This is a genomic window from Jeotgalicoccus psychrophilus DSM 19085 (assembly GCF_000425845.1).
Classification (GTDB): domain Bacteria; phylum Bacillota; class Bacilli; order Staphylococcales; family Salinicoccaceae; genus Jeotgalicoccus; species Jeotgalicoccus psychrophilus.
In genome coordinates, this window is record NZ_AUEF01000014.1 from 1 (window position 1) to 18,332 (window position 18,332).

Genomic DNA, 18,332 nt, shown 5'->3' on the forward strand with positions numbered 1-18,332 from the left:
CTCATCGAGTTCCTAAACGCTGCGGGTTTCTATGAAACAAACTCATCGAATTCCTAGACGCTGCGGATTCCTATGAAACAAGCTCATCGAATTCCGGCAGCAAAAAAGCGGAGAACAGAACAGTTCTCCGCTTCACTATTTACGTTAGCCTACCATTTTTGAATGTCGTCACGAATACTGTATTCCTGTTTCTCACCATGACGTTCTTCGAGTTTGTTCTCGACATCTTTCAGCGATACACCTTCGTTATTCAGCATGACCAGCAGATGATAAAAAAGATCGCTCGTCTCATCGACGAGTTCCTTTTTTTCTTTATTTTTTGCCGCGATAACGACTTCCGTCATCTCCTCACCGCATTTTTTCAAAATTTTATCTGCGCCTTTATCAGTTAAGTATTTAGTGTAAGAGCCTTCTTCAGGGTTCTTAATTTTCTCCTGTACTGTCCGTTCCAGCGTCTGCAGGCTAAAGTAGTCATCACTGAAGCAGCTTCTTGTGCCCGTATGACATGTCGGACCGTGCGGTACAACTTCAATCAGCAGTGCGTCCTTGTCGCAGTCTAGTTTCATCGATACGACTTCCTGTACATTGCCGCTCGATTCTCCTTTTTTCCATAACCGTTCTTTTGAACGTGAGTAAAACCAGACCACTTTGTCAGTCTTCGTTTTCTCAAATGCTTCTTCATTCATAAAGCCGTTCATCAGTACTTGTTTTGTGTTTGTATCCTGCAGTATTACTGATAATAGGCCGTTATTTTTACTGAAATCAGGATTCACTATAAACGCACCTCGATTCCATTGTCTAAAAGTTCCTGCTTTAACTCGCCGATATTAACCTCTTCTCTGTGGAATATTGAAGCAGCAAGTCCTGCAGATACATTCGTATTCTGAAACAAATCGACAAAATGATTAATATTCCCTGCACCGCCGCTTGCAATAACAGGTATATTGACAGCATTCGCAGCCTGTTTAAGGAATTGCGTATCAAAGCCTGATTTCACACCGTCGTGATCCATGCTGGTAATAAGCAGTTCTCCTGCACCAGCCGCTTCTCCTTCAACAATCCAGTCCAGAGCTTTAATTTCAGTTTTTTTCGTACCGCCATGAGTATATACATAATAATCTTCAACTTGATTATCGTATTTCACATCCACCGCGAGTACAATACACTGGCTGCCGAATCGTCCGCTCGATTCTTTGATAATATCCGGGTTTTCAATAGCAGCAGAGTTGATACTTATTTTATCGGCCCCTGCATCCAGGAGCTGTTTAATATCTTCAATTTTTCTAATACCGCCGCCTATAGTCAGAGGGATAAAGAGCTCTCTGGCCGTGTCCCGGATAACATCGAGCATCAACTCATGACCTTCCTGTGTTTTGGAAATATCAAGAAAAACAAGTTCATCGGCACCTTCCTGATTATATCGTTTAGCCAGTTCTGCCGGCTTTCCAATATGCTCAAGGTCAATAAAGTTAACTCCTTTGACTACTGCTCCATCTTTAACATCCAGGCATGCTATTATTCTCTTTTTAATCATTTGATGCCCTCCCTAAACTTATCGTTATGACTTGCTTTTCCAACTATTGCTTCAGTTATCCCAAGACTCTCAAGCTTATCGAGGTCAGCTTTATTTCTTATACCGCCGCTTGCAACAACTTTATGGCGGGTCATATTATTAACTCGTGCAGTATTTTCAAAGTTCGGGCCAAGACCCATACCGTCTTTATTAATATCGGTATATATAATACCGGCAAGACTGAAATCTTCGACAGTTTTTAAATAGTCATCTATTAAAATACCGCTGTTTTCTGTCCAGCCATTGATGTAAATATCGTTCTCTTTTGCATCCACACCGACAAATATTTTCCCGGGAAATAGTTCTGAGGCTTCTTTAAGCCAGGCCACATCTGTAATCGCGCGTGTCCCTAATATAAAATATTCAACACCTATGTCATGATACTGTTTAATGGTTTCAAGCGACCTCAATCCTCCGCCTATTTCAAAGGGCAGTGAAGACTGGCCAACAAGTTCTTTTACGAGATTCGACTCCAGCGCTTGTTTCTTTAAGGCACCCATCAGATCAACGACATGAATACGCTGAACCGATTCAAATCCAGCATAGAATTCCAGCGCCTCGTGAGGTGTTTTTTTCATCTGGGACTGTTTATTATAATCACCTTGTGATAAGCGTACATTTTGTCCATCAATTAAATCTATAGCTGGAATTATCTTCACTTTAAAAACTCCCCTCTAAAGCATTTTTTAGAATAAATAAACCTGTTTCTCCGGATTTCTCAGGATGAAATTGTATACCGGTAATATTTTCTTTTTTAACTATCGCCGGTATATTTGAGTTATAGTCGGTCTCCGCAATAGTATACTCGGATTCAGAAACCTTATAACTGTGTATAAAATAAACATCTTTTCCATTTAAGGATTGATCATTGCTGGTCAGCGTGTTCCACCCCAGATGAGGAATTGTCAAATCAGTATCTATCCTCGCGATACGCCCTTTCAATATACCGAGACCAGCCGCATTACCTTCTTCACTATGCTCAAATAAAAGCTGCATTCCGAGACAGATGCCGATCAACCGCTTATTTTCACTCAGTTCAATAATCATATCTTTCAGGCCGGAGGTATTTATAATATTCATAGCGTAGCCAAAATGTCCCACCCCCGGGAGAATAATTGCTTCGCATGAGGAAAGCACATTTTTATCTTTTGTTATCACTGACTCATAACCCAGTTTTTTTAAAGCATTTACAAGATTCCCCGTATTCCCAAGAGAATAATCAATAATACCTATCATTCAATCACACCTTTTGAAGAGGGTACACCGCTATCTGAAGGCTGCAGTGCAATTTTCAGGCTGCGTGCAAAGCCTTTGAATATCGCTTCGATTTCATGGTGAGAGTTGCCGCCTTTTAAAAGGTCGATATGAAGAGTCATCCGCGAATTCATTGAGACTGCATTAAAGAACTCTTCTGTAAGTTCCGTATCAAAATCGCCAACCTTCTCTCTTGAGATGACAGCCTTATAGCTGAGGTGAGGTCTGCCGGATAAATCCAGCACAACACGCGCCAGTGATTCGTCCATCGGCAGATACATCGAACCGTATCTTTGATAGCTTTCTTTTTCAGCATACAGCTCTCTCAGCAGCTGGCCGAGCACTATACCGATATCTTCAACAGTATGGTGACCATCGATGTGCAGGTCCCCTTCTGCCTGAATGTTCACATACAGTTCGGAGTGAAAACTGAACAGCGTCAGCATGTGGTCAAAAAAACCAATGCCTGTATTTATTTTCGACTCTTTGAAGTCTTTTTCATCATCTATTTCAACGCTTATTTTCGTTTCTTTAGTTTCTCTGTCTTTACTGTACTTAGTCATGTGATTTACCCCACTCTGTAATCAGTTCTTTCAACTTCGGATACTCATCTTCATCGATAATTGAATAGCGCGCGACATTTCGCAGATTTTCTTCGTCGTACACTCTGCCTCTGTAGCCATTTTTATAAAGATATTCATATAATTCTCTTGCCTTGTCACCGTAAGTAAATACAAAATTCGTATGTGACGGTTTAATTTTAATATGACGGCGTACTGTTTCAAAAGCATCAACAAGCGACTGTTGCAGCTGTTTCTGATAGTCGAACCATTCGTCCAGCTGTTTATCATCACTGAGCAGCTCACTGCCGAGGTTTAAAGTTAAACTGTTTAATGGATACGGATGATTAATTCTCGTAATAGCGTCGTAAGTTTTCCCTTTCGCGATGACGATACCGATTCTTAAACCTGCTAGACCGTATACTTTGCTCATCGTTCGCACAATGATAATATGCTCGCCTTCAGGCACCGGACGATCCAGTGCAAATTCTCCGTATGCCTCATCGATTACTAAGTATCCTCCGACAGATTTCATTGCATCTGCAAGTTCATTAATAAAATGACTCGGCAGGAGTACGCCCGTCGGATTATGCGGATTTGAAATAAAGAATACTGACGGCTTTTGTTTTTTAATTTCTGAAATCGTTAAATCATAATCGTACGAGAAATCTTCACGAGACGGCACTGAGTAGTAACGCAATCCAATCTGATTAGTATAAATCTGATACATGAAGAAATCGGGATTCAGAGACATGACACCATTTTTCCCAAGTGTCATAATAATCTTCTGCAGCCATTCATCAGAACCGTTAGCTACTTCAATATTCTCAGGGTTAAACCCATTACGCTTCGCATATAATTCTTTAAAGCGCTCCAGTTCTACTTCCGGATATACTTCAACGTTTGTTTTACTGACCGCCTCTACAATTTGTTCTTTTGAAAGCGGTGATTTCGGTGACGTATTTTTGTCCATGCTGATCATCTTATCGCTCCGTCCTAATATTTAATGATTCATAGTGGGCGTCCAGCCCTTCTTTTTTTGCAATTGTCTTCGCAGCATCTGCGATATGATTATATGTTACCTCTTTTAGGTTAATAATTGCATGACTTGTTAAAAAATCATTCACATTCAGGCCGTGGCTGAAGCGCCCGGTCTGGTTCGTCGGCAGCACGTGCGACGGTCCAGCTGCATAGTCACCGATTGCTTCCGGGGAATATTTGCCGATAAAAACCGCACCAGCATAACGTATACCCCTGCTGATTTCCTGTTCATCACGGTGCTGGATTGATACGTGTTCCGGGGCAATAAAGTTAATCACATCAATCAGTTCTTTTCTGTTATCGACGATTTGATAATGATTGTTTTTCAGTGATTCACGAATAACATCTGTCCTCACTTGAGAGTCGATCAGACGATTTACTTCAAGCTGGATGCCATCAATTACCTCCTGTGATTCCGCAATCAGGAAAGTCCGTGCATTCACATCGTGCTCCGCCTGAGCAAAAATATCATAGGCGGAGGCTGTATAATCCGCTGACTCATCAACATAAAGCAAGATTTCACTTGGACCGGCGATCATATCTATACCGACATCGCCGAACACCTGCTTTTTAGCGAGTGCTACATACTTATTACCAGGACCGACAATCTTATCGACTTTCTCAATAGACTCTGTACCGTAAGCCAGTGCAGCGATTGCCTGAGCGCCGCCCACCGTATAAACTTCCGTTACGCCCGCAATATACAGGGCGGCGAATGTAATGTTGTCGTTGCTGAATGTCGGCGTTACAGCAACGATATTTCGAACGCCTGCCGCTGCCGCTGGAACAGCTGTCATCAATACACTTGAAGGATATAACGCTGTCCCTCCAGGAATATAAATACCAATTCTTTCGAGCGGGTGATAGACATAGGAAAACTCGCCATCTTCATAATCTTTATATTTTATCGACTGCTGATAATCAGCTATTCGTTCTTTTATTAACAGCAGTGCATTCTGTTCTTCTTCATTTAAACTTTCGAAACTGTTTTTCAGTTTTTCTGCAGACACTTTAAAATCTTCCACCTGCTGCCCGTCAAACTGTGCAGTATACTTTTTTAAGGCAGCATCTTTATTTTGTTTAACATCTTCTATGATAGAAAGTACATTGTCGGTGCTTTCTAAATCTGTACTGTCATCCGCTGTAAATATTTGTTTAAACGTTTTTGTATTCATTCAATCACTCCGATTTCACTTAAAAATTCATAGATACTGTCTTCTTTCGTATAGAACGTCTGCTTGTTAGCAATCAGACGCGCCTGTACATCGAGGATCTTTTCATATTCAATCAGGCCGTTATCGCGCAATGTGTTTCCTGTCTGGACGATATCCACAATACCGTCTGCCAGACCGAGAATTGGTGCCAGTTCAACAGAACCATTTAAATGAATCAGCGAAACCGGCTGCTGCTGGCTGTTAAAATACTTGCGGGCAATATTAGTATATTTAGATGCAACCGTATTAAAATGTTCGACATCCGGCGGTCCTGCTAAAGCAAAATGACATTTCCCAAAAGGCAGTTCAGATACATTTAAATAGCTGAACACTTCTTCTTCAATTATGTCACTGCCGACGATACCGATATCCGCGACGCCGCGTTCAACATATACCGGAACATCCGGCCCTTTCGCGAAGATGAAACGAATATCGTCTACTATTGTATAAAGTGCACGCGATTCATCTTTTAACACTTTGCTGTATTTATATAGCTCATATTTTTCTAAATAGGACACGAAATCATCAAATAAACGTCCTTTGGATAAAGCTACTGTAATCATAAAAGTCCTCCGTCTGCTAAATTTAAAGCGATGCCGAATGAATTACTGTTATATTCTCCGCCGCTCAGTATCGGTGTGTTTGAATTTAAAAATGCCTGGAAGTACAAACCGTTATAGTAATTTTGCGGTGAACGGAATGACAAATCCAAAATGAACTTCGTATTGTTATCCGCAATTTTTTCTTTTAAATGAGCAATTGCCTGCATAATTTCTGTATCGCCAAAAACTTCTCCGACCATTTTAAACTGGTCGCTGACTTTTGCACTCATTATTTTATATAAGTCATGATCTTTACCAAGATGCTGGCGCAGCTCCGATATATTCTTCGTATATATAAGCTGGCGCACCGTGTCCGGCAGATCATATTTTTTAATGAATAAATCTAATAACTGATCGTTATTAATGACCAGCGTTTTAATATTTGTTTCTGCACACTCTTCAACAAAATTCATATGCATCAGGAGCGCATCAATAATGTCATTTTCTGTTGCCTGATAAATCTCGACGCCTGCCTGATAGAACGATTCATTCTCTCTGACAACAGGACCGAAGTAACCGAAACGTGTATCATTTGAATAAAAGTTGCTGTTGAAATTTAATAATGTACGCGTCCAGTCACTGCGGATTGCATACATTGTATTATTTCTTTCAAAAACAACACTCGTCGGATGATGATATTTATCATCTATTGAAAAAGGTTCTATCATGTTCATATCAACTAATGTATAGCCCGAATCATCAAGCAGCCCCAGATACTTTTGTCCCAGAGCAAGCCTTTCTAAAATGAAATTGTTGTTTGTCATATATATTCTCCTTTAGCACTTTAGCGAGACAAAGAATTGCCAATAAATAAAATAGTAACAAAGATATTTCAGATACACAACCATTTTCTTTATCACTTTAGTATGTTAAAGTGATATTATCTTATTACTACGGAGTTGAGGCTATGCAAATAGATAAATTAAAAGGACAGGAACTCGATGATCTATTCGATGGAATCCTATCGCTTGAGACGAAAGAAGACTGCTATAAGTTTTTTGATGATATTTGCACTTCCAATGAACTCGTTGCATTAAAGCAGCGTTTTCAGGTCGCAAAGCTCATTGATGAGGGCAAGACGTATTCTAAAGTCCAGGATAAAACCGGCGCTTCGAGCGCTACGGTATCGCGTGTAAAACGATGCCTGGATTACGGCAGTGACGGCTATCGTACCGTTCTGGACAGATTAAAATAACGCTGTGCGTTACGGCAGTTAAAACAGTTGTGAACATATGTTCACAGCTGTTTTTTAATTCAGCCGCTTTATATTTGAATTCATCAGCCGTCATGATATATAGTGATTCAATCATTGAAAACACCGCAAAATACTGAGAGTATGTATAAAGCTCTTTAGGACTATGAGGGATATCATAATGGCTGAAAAGAAAAGATTTACTGAAATTGATGCACTAAGAGGCATTGCCGCGATTGTCGTCGTACTCTATCACTACATCATTCTGTACGATGAAAAATTCGGGCATTCAAAAGAAAACTATATAGAAATATTTTCCTATGGACATTATGGTGTCCAGCTGTTTTTTATAATCAGCGGCTTCGTGATTTACATGTCTGTACTTAAAGTAAAATCAACATCTGACTTTTTAACGAAAAGAGCAATTAGGCTGTATCCGACTTATATTTTTGCGATTATCGTGACCACTCTCGTTGTCGGTCTGTCGTCTGTCGATACGCTTAAAGCAGGTGTTGCCGATACTTTTATTAACATGACGATGTTCCAGGACTTCTTCGGCGCTAAGAATGTCGATGGTGTTTACTGGTCACTGCGTGTGGAACTAACTTTTTATCTCTTAATGGCGCTGCTTCTAATATTTAATCTGCAGAAGAGAGTCATGTTGTTTACAAGTATCTGGCTCGGATCTTCTGCACTGATACAAATTACCAACGGCATTGCAGGCACCGAAACAACTGCTCTTCTAGAGAAATTCTCAATGTCCAACTACTGCCAGATGTTTATTATTGGTATTATGTTTTATTATATTTGGCAGCACGGCAATTATCTTAAATACTATTTGATGATTACTCTGTCGCTCATTTATGACTTTTCATTTGAAGGTATGACTAACGGCTTATTCACTATATTCTTCATAGCAGTATTTTATCTGATATTGAATAATAAAATGCAGTGGCTGAAATCCGATACACTCGTCTATCTCGGCACACTGTCTTTCCCCTTATATTTAATACACCAGAACATCGGCTATGTAATTATCCAGAAACTCGAGTCTATGGGATTCGTCCATGAAGTATTTCTGATTGTCCCGCTCGGCCTAAGCCTTATTCTTGCCCACATAATTCTGTATTATGTGGAAAAGCCTAGTCATAATGTGCTGTTTAAACTTTATAAAGAAAGACAGCTGGCAATGCCGAATATCTAAATATGTAAAAGAAAACGCCTTGAAATTCAAGGCGTTTTGAGGTACTTGCTTAAGTGTATTAAAAAGTTTAGTCATCCTGTTCACTTTCAAGTATTTCCAATGTCTCAGCATTAATTTTATATTCATATGCCTGATTTTCATAGACAAGATCGATATTGTACTCAGCTACGCCGTCATCCATACTTAACGACCATTCTTTAACTTCTCCGCCGCCAAGGTCAGCAATGGCTTCATCGATTGCGTCATAGGCTTCGTTCAATGAACCGTAATCGACAATATCTTCTTCGTTATCGTTATCATCATCGTCTTCCTGTTCCGTTCTGACATCGATGACTTCTTCGCTATCATGATTGACGACAACTTCAGACTCTTCACTGCCGTTATTCAAATCAATTTTGTAAACCCAACCTTCACCGTCATCTTCAAATGTAATTTCGTGGATGTCACCTTCAGCTTCTCCTTCAGCTATAGAAATAGCATCTTCTGTATTCAGACTAATATCTTTCAATGCAATTGTACTGCTGTTTGTCATGCTGCTGTCAGAATCAGTGCTATTCGATGATCCTTCAGTTTCAGTACTCTCTTCTGAAGAGGCGTCGTCTGACTCATCATCATTCGCATCAGTATTAGGGTTGCTGGAACCGGCCGGATTTGCAGCTGTACTTGTATCTGTTTCTTCGTTGTCTGCATCTTCATCCGGAGTATTCTCATCCGTTGCAGCATCCTGTTCGGCACCCCCATGTTCAGTACCTGATTCCTGCTCATCGTCCTCCGATGCTTCCTCTTCAACTAAAGGAGCACCTTCAGTTTCAGTCGTATTCACATTTGCATCATCTTCTTCACCACTGCTGCAAGCTGCTAAAATCAAACTCGAAGACAGCAGTAATCCAATTGTCTTTATCTTCATTGTGAATGCTCCTTTCAACGTATTAATCTTATAATATCCTTTTACTTTTACTGACAAACATTTTTTCTAAAGTGATAAACCATTTATCATTTATACAGTTATGGATATAATAGAGATATTATGAGTTTTAACTATAGGAGTGTTAAACAGTGACTGTATCAGACAACAGTAATGCAGATTATAAATCACGCTATTTTCAGCTGCTGGCTGAAAAATTTAATTCAGAAGAAAAAGTTGCGACTGAAATTATAAATTTGGAATCTATTTTAGAGTTGCCCAAAGGGACAGAACATTTTGTCAGTGATTTGCACGGAGAGTTCCAGTCATTCCAGCACGTGCTTAGAAACGGCTCCGGCAATGTTAAAGTGAAAATTGAAGACTTGCTGAAAGATCGTTTGACGGATGCTGAACTCAGCGAACTTGCTGCGCTTGTTTATTATCCGGAGGAAAAATTAAAGCTGATTAAAAATCAGTTTACAGATAAAGATGAATTAGCTGAATGGTACAAAGCAAAAATTGAACAGCTGATAGAACTTATCGCACATTCTTCTTCAAAATATACGCGTTCTAAATTGCGTAAAGCATTGCCTCAGCACTTTGCCTACATTATTGAAGAATTACTGTATAAAAAAGATGAGCACGATAACAAAAAACGATATTACGACCGTATTTTAAATGAGATTATCGGCCTCGGTCAGGCTGATAAATTAATTGTCGGTCTGGCTTTCACAATTCAGAGACTCGTCGTCGACCACCTGCATGTCGTTGGAGATATATACGACCGCGGGCCTGAGCCTGATAAAATCATGGATACTTTAATCGATTATCACTCTGTCGATATTCAATGGGGAAATCACGATGTACTCTGGCTTGGCGCTTTTGCTGGCTCTAAGGTGTGTCTGGCTAATATTATCCGTATCTGTGCGCGCTACAACAATCTCGATATTATCGAAGATGCCTACGGCATAAATCTGCGGCCGCTGTTTACGCTGGCAGATAAATATTATGATGATAACTCCGCTTTTCACCCGAAAAAAACATCTGACAAAGTTTTATCGGATGAGGAACATCTGCAGATGACAAAAGTTCAGCAGGCAATATCTATTATCCAGTTTAAACTCGAAGCACCGATTATAAAAAGACGCCCGAATTTTGAGATGCATGACCGCTTAGTCCTTGAGAATATTAATTACGAGACGATGGAATACACTGTTGATGGACACACTTATAAGCTTGAAAATACATGCTTCAACACAGTAGATCCAACTAATCCCTCAGAACTTACCAAAGAGGAAACCGACGTTATGAATACGCTTCTTATCTCAGTTCAGCAATCAGAAAAACTTAAGCGTCATATGAATTTCATGATGAAAAAAGGCAGCCTGTACTTGCGTTATAACGGTAATCTGCTGATTCACGGCTGTATTCCTGTCACTGAAAACTGTGACATGGAAGGTATGGAAATAAATGGTGAAGTCTATTACGGCAGAGAACTGCTCGATCAGTTCGAAAACTATTTACGGCATGCATTCACGAATCTGGATGACACCGAAGACCTCGCTACCGATTTAATCTGGTATTTATGGACCGGTAAAAAGTCATCTCTGTTCGGTAAACGTGCAATGACGACGTTTGAAAGATACTTTATCAGCGACAAAACAACACATAAAGAAGATAAAAACCCGTACTATTATTTACGCGAACAACCCGAGATGGCAAAGACATTCTTAAAAGAATTCGCTCTGGATCCTGAAGAAGGCCACATTATAAACGGACACACACCAGTTAAAGAAAAAGAAGGTGAAAATCCGATTAAAGCTGACGGAAAACTGATTGTTATAGACGGCGGTTTTTCAAAAGCCTATCAATCCACGACGGGTATTGCCGGATATACGCTGCTGTTTAACTCCTACGGCATGCAGCTGGTTGCCCATCAGGAATTTAATTCAAAAGACAAAGTGCTGGAAAATGAATCCGATGTACTCGCAGTCAGAAGAATCGTCGATGAAGAACTCGAACGTAAAAAAGTAAGAGATACCGAAATCGGTAAACGTCTGAGATATGAAATCGATATGCTGAAAGACTTAATGAAACACCGTTATATCAATTAATTATTACCAGGGAAAACAACGCTCACAGCAATCTGTGAGCGTTGTTTTAACGTTATATATTATTGTGCTGTAAACCCGCCGTCTACAGTTAAAGTGTTTGCTGTCATGAATGATGAATCATCTGATGCTAAGAATAATGCCGCTTTAGCCATTTCTTCAGATGTACCTAGACGTCCAATCGGCGTACTTCCAGCCAATGCCTCCTTCACTTCTTCCGGGATAATCGGTGTATCGATGAAGCCCGGGCATAATGCGTTTACTCTAATATTTTCTTTCGCATACTCAACACCTAATGAACGCGTTAAGTTAATTACGCCGCCTTTTGCTGCGTTATAAGCAGCACTGCCTGCTGCACCAATCCATCCGTACATTGACGCTGTGTTAATAATGTTACCGCTGCCCTGTTCACGGAAGTAATCGATTGCCAGTTTAGAGAATAGGAATACTGCATCTAAATCCACATTGACCGTTTTACGATATTCAGCATAAGATACTTCGTGTGTCGGTTTCGTTGCACCGATACCTGCGTTATTGAACAGAATATCTACACGTCCAAATTTCTCTATTGTCTTATCAAATACTCTTTTAGCATCTTCTTCACTCGTTACATCTGCCTGGACAAAAATTGTGTCTCCGCCAAATTCTTCTGCAACTTTATTTCCTTTGCTTTCATCCAAATCGACGAGGACTAATTTCGCTCCCTCTTTATTGAATAACTCTGCTGAAGCTTTACCGATTCCTGAAATACCACCTGTGATAACGACGACTTTATCTTGTAATTTTGCCATTGTATTACCTCCAAAATGATTTTCTTTCTTAATTACATTGTATCATTTAAATTTTCTGATAATACCGTAATAACCGCTGAAATTAATATGTGAAATTGTTCACATTGAACAAAAATATCTTTAAACTGTGTAAAAACGGGTAATACTTCATAGACATATCATTTACATAAATCATCTCAGAAAGGAGATTTCCATGACTTCTATTACAGTAGGTCTAATCCCGGCTCCCGGTATGTCGCGGACTCTGATTGAAAAAATTATTGATGACCTGCCCGAGTTCGCCGGAGAGTTTGTCGATAAAAGCTGCACATTTAAATTTGAAGTTGAAGTCAGTCCTTTGGCGAGTTCGTCGGAATACATTAACGAAACAATTCACAGAATCGTTAAGATAAAAGAAAATAATGGCTGGGATTATGTCATCGGTGTTACTGACCTGCCAAGCTTGTCTGACAATAGAGTGGTCGTATCTGAGTTCGATTCACAAAAATCAGCCTCATTGCTTTCGATTCCTGCACTTGGTTTCTTTTTTGTAAAAAGAAAATTAAGAAAGATGGTGACACATCATCTGGAATATTTGTATAAATATAATGAAGACAGCACGTCATTCAGCTCAAGTGAGTTATCTTCCCCGACAGTAATGAATATTTCCCGGGAAACTCCACCGGAAGACAATGAAAGTACCAACCGTTATATTATAAAGTCTTATATTATTGGCTGGCTGAAAATCATTCTGGGGATGACCTACATCAACGAACCGTGGTCTATTGTTACCAACTTTAAAACACTGGTGTCACTGGCTTTTGCTACAGGAACATATATTGCGATATTTTCAACACCTTGGGAACTCAGTTTAGATTATCAGCCATGGCGGCTGATTGCTTTAATGCTATTTTCTATTACGGGTATGGTGTTCTGGCTAATATATGCTCATAATTTATGGCAGGGTTCATCAACAAAAACAGCAGCTCATTACCGCCTGCTTTATAACCTGACAACATTTATGACACTTCTGTTCGTTACAGTAGCCAACTACGGCATTCTTTTTATCCTGCTTACAATATCAGTTACGATGTTTGTTCCTCCTGAGATTTTTAATGAGTGGACACAGGCTAATGAGAATTTCACGGCAATGAATTATATAAACCTGATCTGGTTTACAACTTCTCTCGGTATGCTCGCAGGTGCACTCGGCTCTACCGCCGAAAGCGAGGATAAAATTCGCAATGTAACTTATTCATACCGGCAAAGCTACAGGTACAACAAACTCCAAGAAGAAGATAATGATTCCAGCTAAGAATTTAGTAGAGGAGGCAAACTATGATTCGTGTAGGGTTAATCGTGGCCCCTGGAACGGCTAACAATATAGTAAATAAAATAGAAAACGAACTGGTAGAAGATTTTAAAAAACAGATATCTGCTGCTGATGAGTGGGAAATTGATATTATCGTCGATCCTTTGACTGGCGAAACAGAGTTCACCAATCAAATTTATTCAAAAACAGATGAATATCTGCGTGAAAATGACTGGAATTTTTTAATCAGTATTACAGATTTACCATTATTTTATAAAGATAAGGCTGTAGTTATTGATATCGACAGTTCTGACTGTGCTGCCATGATGTCTATTCCAGCATTTGGATGGCGTCCTCTGAAGAAGAGAATGAAAACTGCAATTATTAATACATTAGTTATTATTAACAAGATGAATAATAACGACACTGATATTGAAGAGGAATGCCGTGAATTAAAAAATATGTTCACATTATCAAAACTGAAACACACAGAAGACTATTTCGAAGACTCAAAAACTGAACATCTTCTATTTCATATGAATTCTAAAATTCGAGGCACTGTGAGACTGGTCAGCGGAATGACTTTTGCAAATAATCCATATAATATGATGCAGAGTTTAAGCGGTGTAACGGCGATTGCATTTGCCACCGGTGCATTCGGTATAATTTTTTCGACCATGTGGAATCTGAGCTATCTGTTTCCCACCTGGCGTTTAGTTGCAATTTCAGTCTTATCAATTTTTGGCATGCTGTTCTGGATTATCATTTCCCACGATTTATGGGAACAATTTAAAGAAGGTGAAAGTAAAAAACTTACCTCTCTCTATAACAGCACCACATTGCTGACGCTGTTTATATCGTTGTTGTTTTACTATTTACTCCTGTATCTTCTATTCTTATCTGCCGCGGTAACATTGCTGCCGCCTGACTTTGTTGCGAAAACTATTCAGGCTGAGCATATCGGAGTCAGATTTTACCTGGAACTTGCCTGGTTTGCAGCCTCTCTAACAACAGTGGCCGGAGCGATTGGTGCCGGATTCCAGGATAAGCAGGTTATTCAGGAAAGCACTTACGGTTACCGGCAGCGAATGAGGTATCAGAAAAATGAAGAAGAAAACGGCGAGTCATAGTTTTGTTTTAATAATTTAAAGAGTGGTAAACAATATAATGAAGCTAATATCAGAAAAGGATGAGTGTAATGTCAAATAATATTCCTGTTTTTAAAATGCACGATGGATATAAAATCCCGGCTGTCGGTTTTGGCACATCAAGTGTTCTCGGCAAGAGCGGTGCAGAGAGTGTTGAAAATGCTCTGAAAAACGGCTATCGTTTAATCGATACTGCCATTCGCTATGAAAATGAAGGGGCTGTCGGCGAAGGTATACGTCGCAGTTCTGTTCCTAGAGAAGAAGTTTTCGTAACTTCAAAACTCCGGGGCGGTTTGTACGATTACGACAGAGCACTTGCTGCAATTGAAGAATCACTGTTTCGTACAGGATTGGAATACTTTGATTTATTTCTCCTGCACTGGCCAAATCCAAAACAGGATAAATATACCGAGGCATGGAAAGCACTAATCCAGGCTCAGAAAAATGGCTATGTCCGATCAATCGGAGTATCTAATTTTGAACCTGCACATATTAATCGTCTCATCGATGAAACTAGTGTAAAACCGGCTGTGAACCAAATTGAATTACATCCTTACTTTAATCAAAAAGAACTGAGAGAGTTTAATAAGGAACACGACATTATTACCGAATCATGGAGTCCGCTATCCAGAGCAAGAACGGTTATATATGATGAGACATTAAAACAATTAGCTGAAAATAAAAATAAAGAAATTGCTCAGGTTATTCTCCGCTGGCATTATCAGCATGGTGTACTTCCAATACCAAAAGCATCCAGCTCCGAACATCAGCAGGCAAATTTAAATATTTTCGACTTTGAACTTACGGAAGTTGAGATGCAGGAAATTGATTCTCTTACTCAGGAAGAAGGACGGATTGATAATCAGAACCCTAATGAGTATGAAGAATTTTAACTGACGATATTCCACTTAAATAAGCATTTAAAAAGCACTTTATCCTTGGCTCATAAAGAGTATCAGGATAAAGTGCTTTTTTTATTCCAGTAAATTATTTTCTTCTAAATATTCTTCAGCCACATCATACGGGCTTTCATCTTCCACAGATACACGGTAGTTCATGTCCTGCATTTCTTCATCCGTAATCATGCCGGACAGTTTATTTAACGGTTCCACTATCTCCGGATGTTCATCCAGGAACTCCTGCTTAAACATTGGTGCTCCCTGATAAGGCGGGAATACCGCTTCTGTATCTTCAAGTATCACCATATCGTATTCCCTAAGCTCAGCATCCGTTGCATATGCATCCATCAGGTTAATATCCCCGCTTTCAATCGCCTGATAACGCAGCTGCGGTTCCATTGTCACTACATCATTAAAGTTTAAATTATATGCTTCCTGGATTGCCGGATAGCCGTCTTCTGTTCTGTCATTAAACTCCATAGTAAAGCCTGGTTTAACAATATCTTCAATTTGTCTGAGGTCTCCGATGGTTTCTAGTCCGTGCTCTTCTGCAAAGTCCCTTTTCACAGCAAGTGTATATGTGTTATTAAATGCCATCGGCTCAAGCATCGTCATGTCATATTGTTCATCAAGGGCAGTGTTCGCCTGATTATAAACTGCTTCAGCTTCATTGGATTCCGGCGGTATATTGACGAGTTCACCAAGTACTGTTCCTGTAAACTCAAGGTAGCCGTCTATATCATCAGATTCCAGGGCATTGAACAGGAATGATGTTTTACCAAGACCATCTTCAACATTAACGTTGTAGTCTGTCTCTTCCTCGATTAGGATTTTATACATATTCGTAATAATCGAGGGCTCTGCACCAAGTTTCCCGGCGATTGTCAGACTGTCACCGCGGTTAGTTAATAACGGTGCTAACGCTACGAGCAGAATAACGATGAATATCGTTCCAACGAGTGTGACTGCTTTTTTATACGACAGATTTTGAATCACTCTTAAAATAACATCGAAAAGAATCGCCAGTAATGCTGCCGGTATCGCACCGATTAATATGAGGTGTGTATTGTTTCTGTCGATACCTAAGAGAATTAAATCACCAAGACCGCCCGCGCCAATCAGTGCAGCGAGTGTTGCAGTACCGATAATCAGTACCATTGCTGTTCGGACACCTGCCATAATAACCGGCATTGCAATCGGCATTTCCACTTTCATCAATCTTCTCATCGGCTTCATACCGATGCCCCGTGCTGCCTCAACGAGCGATGCATCCACCTCAGCTATACCTGTATAAGTATTTCTAAGTATCGGGAGTAACGCATAAATAACGAGCGCGATAATTGCCGGCACCACACCGATACCGAACAACGGAATCATCAGCCCCAGTAATGCCAGAGAAGGTATCGTCTGCAGTACTGCTGCGACATTAATAACTACTTCTGCCGTGCGTTTTGTTTTAGTTAAAATAACGCCTAACGGTATACCGATAACAGCCGCAATCAACAGCGCGATAAACGATATCTGAATATGCTCTATCAAAGTCGACAGCAGCTCGCCTTTACGAGAATTAAGTGTTTCTAAAAATGTATTCATGCGCTGTCACCACGCTTCGCCGATAAATGTTTAAAGACATCCTGTCTGTTCAGGAGTTTATTTCCGTCTTTAGTCTTCACTGCCACTGTCTCGTGTTCCGCAAATACTTTAAATGCATCTTCAATTTTTGTTTCTTCTTCCACAAGAGGGTAATCTTCATTATTAACCCCCTGTGAATTCTCGCTGACGAATTCGCCGACAGTTACTCTTTCTTTCTGCTGGTATCCTATAAACTCTTTCACGAAATCATTTTTCGGAGTCGATAAAAACTCGTCGGGGCTGCCAATCTGTTCAATTTGACCCTCATTAAATAAACAAATACGGTCGCCCAGCTTCATTGCTTCTTTAATATCATGCGTCACAAAGACGATTGTTTTTTTAATTTCCCGCTGCAGTTTAATTAAATCATCCTGCAGGCTTTCCCTTGTAATCGGGTCTAAAGCACTGAATGGTTCATCCATTAAAATGACCGGCGGATCTGCTGCCAGTGCGCGAATTACCCCAACACGCTGCTGCTGCCCTCCTGAAAGTTCAGCAGGTTTACGATTTTTATATGTATCCGGATCAAGCCCCACCATAGTCATCAGTTCAGCAGTCCGTTTATCAATGTCCGCTTCTTTCCATTTTTTCATCTGCGGCACCTGTGCAATATTTTCGGCGATTGTCATATGCGGAAACAATGCTATCTGCTGCAGTACATAGCCGATATCCCAGCGCATTTCATAGACTTCGTAGTCACTCACCGGCTTATCTTTAAAATAAATATAGCCTTCAGTTAACGGAATCAGTCTGTTAATCATCTTCAGAGTTGTCGTTTTGCCGCTTCCGGACGGCCCTATTAAGACAAAGAACTCCCCTTCTTTAACATTAAAGCTCGCATCTTCGACAGCAGTTTTACTGCCGTAGCGCTTTGTCACATTTTTAAACTCTATCATGGCTTCTACACTCCTCTTTA

Annotated in this window: 19 protein-coding genes; 6 read left to right on the forward strand and 13 right to left on the reverse strand. The window is 40.0% G+C overall.

All coding sequences use genetic code 11. The features are described 5' to 3' along the window. Nucleotides 1-149 precede the first annotated feature (149 nt). Genes hisIE through H625_RS0106255 form a run of 9 tightly spaced genes read right to left on the reverse strand, consistent with a single transcriptional unit; the run spans nt 150 to nt 7,008 of the window. Nucleotides 150-773: a bifunctional phosphoribosyl-AMP cyclohydrolase/phosphoribosyl-ATP diphosphatase HisIE gene (gene hisIE, locus H625_RS0106215; RefSeq protein WP_026859148.1), complete on the reverse strand. Its 624-nt coding sequence runs from the start codon at nt 771-773 to the stop codon at nt 150-152. After that, entirely contained in the window at nt 773-1,534 is a 762-nt protein-coding gene (hisF, locus tag H625_RS0106220; RefSeq protein WP_026859149.1) for an imidazole glycerol phosphate synthase subunit HisF, read from the reverse strand. Before hisF ends, hisIE begins: the two co-directional genes overlap by 1 nt. Next, nucleotides 1,531-2,232, reverse strand: coding sequence for a HisA/HisF-related TIM barrel protein (locus H625_RS0106225; RefSeq protein WP_026859150.1), 702 nt, complete (start codon nt 2,230-2,232; stop codon nt 1,531-1,533). Before H625_RS0106225 ends, hisF begins: the two co-directional genes overlap by 4 nt. A gap of 1 nt (nt 2,233) precedes the next feature. Continuing rightward, nucleotides 2,234-2,809: an imidazole glycerol phosphate synthase subunit HisH gene (hisH, locus tag H625_RS0106230; RefSeq protein ID WP_026859151.1), complete on the reverse strand. Its 576-nt coding sequence runs from the start codon at nt 2,807-2,809 to the stop codon at nt 2,234-2,236. Then, complete coding sequence (hisB, locus tag H625_RS0106235; RefSeq protein WP_026859152.1) at nt 2,806-3,390, reverse strand: imidazoleglycerol-phosphate dehydratase HisB; 585 nt, start codon at nt 3,388-3,390, stop codon at nt 2,806-2,808. Before hisB ends, hisH begins: the two co-directional genes overlap by 4 nt. Further along, nucleotides 3,383-4,360 (reverse strand): pyridoxal phosphate-dependent aminotransferase, encoded by a 978-nt coding sequence (locus tag H625_RS0106240; RefSeq protein WP_169516117.1) that lies wholly within the window; start codon nt 4,358-4,360, stop codon nt 3,383-3,385. Before H625_RS0106240 ends, hisB begins: the two co-directional genes overlap by 8 nt. 10 nt (nt 4,361-4,370) lie before the next feature. Further along, nucleotides 4,371-5,603 carry a histidinol dehydrogenase gene (hisD, locus tag H625_RS0106245; protein WP_026859154.1) on the reverse strand — a complete coding sequence of 411 codons (1,233 nt, stop codon included), beginning with the start codon at nt 5,601-5,603 and terminating at the stop codon, nt 4,371-4,373. Next, nucleotides 5,600-6,205 (reverse strand): ATP phosphoribosyltransferase, encoded by a 606-nt coding sequence (gene hisG, locus H625_RS0106250; RefSeq protein ID WP_026859155.1) that lies wholly within the window; start codon nt 6,203-6,205, stop codon nt 5,600-5,602. The genes hisD and hisG overlap by 4 nt, the downstream gene beginning before the upstream one ends. Beyond that, entirely contained in the window at nt 6,202-7,008 is an 807-nt protein-coding gene (locus H625_RS0106255) for an ATP phosphoribosyltransferase regulatory subunit (RefSeq protein ID WP_035785333.1), read from the reverse strand. Before H625_RS0106255 ends, hisG begins: the two co-directional genes overlap by 4 nt. A 143-nt stretch (nt 7,009-7,151) precedes the next feature. Between H625_RS0106255 and H625_RS0106260 the strand changes: the two genes are divergently transcribed. Continuing rightward, complete coding sequence (locus tag H625_RS0106260; protein ID WP_026859157.1) at nt 7,152-7,439, forward strand: YerC/YecD family TrpR-related protein; 288 nt, start codon at nt 7,152-7,154, stop codon at nt 7,437-7,439. Between the two features lie 178 nt (nt 7,440-7,617). Beyond that, nucleotides 7,618-8,640: an acyltransferase family protein gene (locus H625_RS0106265; protein WP_026859158.1), complete on the forward strand. Its 1,023-nt coding sequence runs from the start codon at nt 7,618-7,620 to the stop codon at nt 8,638-8,640. 67 nt (nt 8,641-8,707) lie between these two features. Here the strand turns inward: H625_RS0106265 and H625_RS0106270 are convergent, their stop codons facing one another. Next, complete coding sequence (locus tag H625_RS0106270) at nt 8,708-9,547, reverse strand: PepSY domain-containing protein (protein WP_026859159.1); 840 nt, start codon at nt 9,545-9,547, stop codon at nt 8,708-8,710. A gap of 149 nt (nt 9,548-9,696) precedes the next feature. Between H625_RS0106270 and H625_RS0106275 the strand changes: the two genes are divergently transcribed. Continuing rightward, complete coding sequence (locus tag H625_RS0106275) at nt 9,697-11,658, forward strand: fructose-bisphosphatase class III (RefSeq protein ID WP_026859160.1); 1,962 nt, start codon at nt 9,697-9,699, stop codon at nt 11,656-11,658. Between the two features lie 59 nt (nt 11,659-11,717). Here H625_RS0106275 and H625_RS0106280 read toward each other — a convergent pair whose 3' ends face one another. Further along, the gene (locus H625_RS0106280) at nt 11,718-12,446 is read right to left on the reverse strand and encodes an SDR family NAD(P)-dependent oxidoreductase (RefSeq protein WP_026859161.1); all 729 of its coding nucleotides are present in this window, start codon (nt 12,444-12,446) and stop codon (nt 11,718-11,720) included. A 193-nt stretch (nt 12,447-12,639) separates the two neighbouring features. Between H625_RS0106280 and H625_RS12715 the strand changes: the two genes are divergently transcribed. From H625_RS12715 to H625_RS0106295, 3 genes are all read left to right on the forward strand, one after another. Continuing rightward, on the forward strand, nt 12,640-13,740 hold the full coding sequence (locus H625_RS12715) for a hypothetical protein (protein ID WP_051239005.1): 1,101 nt from the start codon (nt 12,640-12,642) through the stop codon (nt 13,738-13,740). A 23-nt stretch (nt 13,741-13,763) separates the two neighbouring features. Beyond that, nucleotides 13,764-14,867, forward strand: a complete 1,104-nt coding sequence (locus tag H625_RS0106290; protein WP_026859162.1) for a hypothetical protein — start codon at nt 13,764-13,766, stop codon at nt 14,865-14,867. Between the two features lie 68 nt (nt 14,868-14,935). Further along, a complete protein-coding gene (locus H625_RS0106295; protein WP_026859163.1) occupies nt 14,936-15,778 on the forward strand; it encodes an aldo/keto reductase in 843 nt (280 codons plus the stop codon). Between the two features lie 81 nt (nt 15,779-15,859). Here H625_RS0106295 and H625_RS0106300 read toward each other — a convergent pair whose 3' ends face one another. Next, entirely contained in the window at nt 15,860-17,377 is a 1,518-nt protein-coding gene (locus H625_RS0106300) for an ABC transporter permease/substrate-binding protein (RefSeq protein ID WP_026859164.1), read from the reverse strand. Next, complete coding sequence (locus H625_RS0106305) at nt 17,374-18,312, reverse strand: ABC transporter ATP-binding protein (RefSeq protein ID WP_026859165.1); 939 nt, start codon at nt 18,310-18,312, stop codon at nt 17,374-17,376. The genes H625_RS0106300 and H625_RS0106305 overlap by 4 nt, the downstream gene beginning before the upstream one ends. Nucleotides 18,313-18,332: the final 20 nt, after the last annotated feature.

Bases quoted from the DNA above. Each gene is read 5' to 3' on its own strand.
- H625_RS0106260 (WP_026859157.1), top strand. From the start codon at position 7,152: ATGCAAATAGATAAATTAAAAGGACAGGAACTCGATGATCTATTCGAT.
- H625_RS0106255 (WP_035785333.1), bottom strand. From the start codon at position 7,008: ATGACAAACAACAATTTCATTTTAGAAAGGCTTGCTCTGGGACAAAAG.
- hisH (WP_026859151.1), bottom strand. From the start codon at position 2,809: ATGATAGGTATTATTGATTATTCTCTTGGGAATACGGGGAATCTTGTA.
- H625_RS0106300 (WP_026859164.1), bottom strand. From the start codon at position 17,377: ATGAATACATTTTTAGAAACACTTAATTCTCGTAAAGGCGAGCTGCTG.
- H625_RS0106280 (WP_026859161.1), bottom strand. From the start codon at position 12,446: ATGGCAAAATTACAAGATAAAGTCGTCGTTATCACAGGTGGTATTTCA.
- H625_RS0106295 (WP_026859163.1), top strand. From the start codon at position 14,936: ATGTCAAATAATATTCCTGTTTTTAAAATGCACGATGGATATAAAATC.
- H625_RS0106240 (WP_169516117.1), bottom strand. From the start codon at position 4,360: ATGGACAAAAATACGTCACCGAAATCACCGCTTTCAAAAGAACAAATT.
- hisD (WP_026859154.1), bottom strand. From the start codon at position 5,603: ATGAATACAAAAACGTTTAAACAAATATTTACAGCGGATGACAGTACA.
- H625_RS0106305 (WP_026859165.1), bottom strand. From the start codon at position 18,312: ATGATAGAGTTTAAAAATGTGACAAAGCGCTACGGCAGTAAAACTGCT.
- H625_RS0106290 (WP_026859162.1), top strand. From the start codon at position 13,764: ATGATTCGTGTAGGGTTAATCGTGGCCCCTGGAACGGCTAACAATATA.
- H625_RS0106265 (WP_026859158.1), top strand. From the start codon at position 7,618: ATGGCTGAAAAGAAAAGATTTACTGAAATTGATGCACTAAGAGGCATT.
- hisG (WP_026859155.1), bottom strand. From the start codon at position 6,205: ATGATTACAGTAGCTTTATCCAAAGGACGTTTATTTGATGATTTCGTG.
- hisF (WP_026859149.1), bottom strand. From the start codon at position 1,534: ATGATTAAAAAGAGAATAATAGCATGCCTGGATGTTAAAGATGGAGCA.
- H625_RS12715 (WP_051239005.1), top strand. From the start codon at position 12,640: ATGACTTCTATTACAGTAGGTCTAATCCCGGCTCCCGGTATGTCGCGG.
- H625_RS0106270 (WP_026859159.1), bottom strand. From the start codon at position 9,547: ATGAAGATAAAGACAATTGGATTACTGCTGTCTTCGAGTTTGATTTTA.
- hisB (WP_026859152.1), bottom strand. From the start codon at position 3,390: ATGACTAAGTACAGTAAAGACAGAGAAACTAAAGAAACGAAAATAAGC.